Source organism: Achromobacter sp. RT286_PF (assembly GCF_059760425.1).
The window spans coordinates 1-2068 of record NZ_JCBAMR010000081.1 but is presented as its reverse complement, the minus strand read 5'-3'; the positions used below and the strand labels follow the sequence as shown (position 1 = coordinate 2068).

Annotated in this window: 2 protein-coding genes; both read right to left on the bottom strand. The window is 59.4% G+C overall.

Features of this window, described 5'->3' with window-relative positions; genetic code table 11:
* Positions 1-1150: type VI immunity family protein (locus tag AC6LJY_RS27920; RefSeq protein ID WP_498137235.1), on the bottom strand; the 1150-nt coding region annotated here is incomplete at its 3' end.
* Complete coding sequence (locus tag AC6LJY_RS27915) at positions 1147-1986, bottom strand: VRR-NUC domain-containing protein (RefSeq protein ID WP_498137234.1); 840 nt, start codon at positions 1984-1986, stop codon at positions 1147-1149. The genes AC6LJY_RS27915 and AC6LJY_RS27920, both read right to left, overlap by 4 nt.
* Positions 1987-2068 lie beyond the last annotated feature (82 nt).

Below are 2068 nucleotides of genomic sequence, written 5' to 3'. Positions count from 1 at the left end.
ACTGGCGCGAGCCTGTCTTTGCCAGCGTGTACCACCAGCCGTCCGACGGGATGTCTTCGCCGACGACAACATGGGTGGGGGTGGGTTCGGCAGGCGCCGGGCCCGGGGTGCGGCCTCGAATTTCAGGGGTCGGCCAATCACTGTCGTCGTCAAACCGGGCCAGCCAACGCTGCGTGTCGCGGCGATCGAAGCGCTCGTTGGGGTCGCCATCCCATTCGCCGGAGCCCACCAGGTCCAGCAAAGGATGGCGGATACGGCGAAGTAAACGGTTGGCCAACACGGGGAGCTCGGGCACACCGTCTTCGACGGGATAGAGTTCCGGTTGCGGGCCAAGTTCTATCCATTGGCCGCAGCTGAGGGTGTCGATTCGGATGCGGGAATCGGAAAGCTGGGCAACAACCTCGTCGCGCGAGATGTCCAGCTTCTCGCGCCAAATGTCGGACAGAAAGAAGCCCCAGGTGGGCGGCCGTATGCCGGAGCCCAACTGCGCGGGGATATCCATGGCAAATGGATAATCGGTGTCCAATCCGAAAAAGTTAGGCGCCAGGGCCCGGTCCCACACCGCAACTTCGGAACGCATTCCAAATTCCAAAGGGTTGGCCATAGCGAAGCCGCTATAGACCTGCGCCGGCATCAAGCGAGCGATGCTGTCGAGCACGAACTTTCGCCAGGCGTCCTTGTTGTCCAGCCACCAGCGCCACCGGAAGTAGAACTGAATCGACGAGTAATACTGCAACTGGTCACCAATGGTGGGTTCCCTCCACAGGTACGCCGAATGCGTGGGTGAGCTCTGGTGGTTCGCCTGGTCGGTAAAGTTCACCGTGAAGGCCTTATCCACCGGCGTCTTTCTGGCCCAGTCGCGCAGGTCGCCCAAACGAACCGAGCCGTACCGATGTGGTCTTTCCGAACTCGGGTGGGTGGCTATCGTGAAAGGCCGGCCGACCAGTCTTTCGAACGTTTCGTATACGTCCACCATGTCGAGCGTCGTGCGCAAATATTGTGCGGGGTCGTAATGGAAATAAAAGGTGAGAAACGGACTGATCGACAGCTCGAACGACCCATTGTCGATGGCGGTATTGGGCCAGTGTTTCAGGTCTTCGATCATGCCCGCCAGATCTTCGTCGCTGATCAAAGGATGGGTGGTACTCATTTTCCGCTCCTCGGTGAATGTCCGTGCTTCCCGCGCGTGCTGCCCCGGTCTGGGCGATACCCGGTGCAGTCCTCTGGTACGCGAAGTAGCGCCACCTTGTGGGTATCGCCATCCATCAGCCTGACGTAGCTTTTCATCTGTGCGGGCTTGGCCCAATCGTTAGGAAACTTGATTTCAACTGCCGCGAACACGTTGTCCACGTCAAACGGTTGCTGGCGGTATTCCACGATGACCAGATCCGGCGCCAAGCTTCCTCTAGGGCGCGGCCAGAATGGGAAGTACTGGCTGATGCGCTTCGGACGTGTGGAAGGCTCTCCCAGCATCGCCTTGTAAGACGTGCCGTCGTAATTCGGCTCTGCCTTCAACGGGCTTTGCCACGCCAACAAATCATCAACCACCTCAAACACTAACGACGCGGTGGTTTGTTTCAGCGCGATATCTATCGTGGTTTCAATAGCATCGCCCGGTATCTTCTTCCGTATGCGTCGGGGCACCGTCAACGGGGACTTCAGCGCCCATTGGCATACCGTGCTGATCACTGGCCGAAAGGGAATCTTGCGTTCGATGTACTGCCGGTACGTCACGTTTTCGCTACGTCCGCGCGACACGGTGGTGTTGCCGCCGGTGCGCACGAACGTGGAGCTTTTGACGTCGATTTCTTCCTTCATGTTCTGGATCACGTCCTTAAGAATGGCTTGGACTTCCTTCTTGCGGTCATTGATCTGCGCCAAGGTTTCGGCGGCTTCGATGGCGGTTTGCGCCGCTTCGTGCGCGGCGTAGACGCGGTAAGCGCGGTAGCCCCAGACGAGGGCGGCTGCGGCGGCGGGGGCGGCCATGGCTTGCCTCCTAACGTAAGAAAGAAACCAGCGCCCACGTCACGTCCTGCCCGTTCACTTGTGGCATGGGGGCTTGATAAGC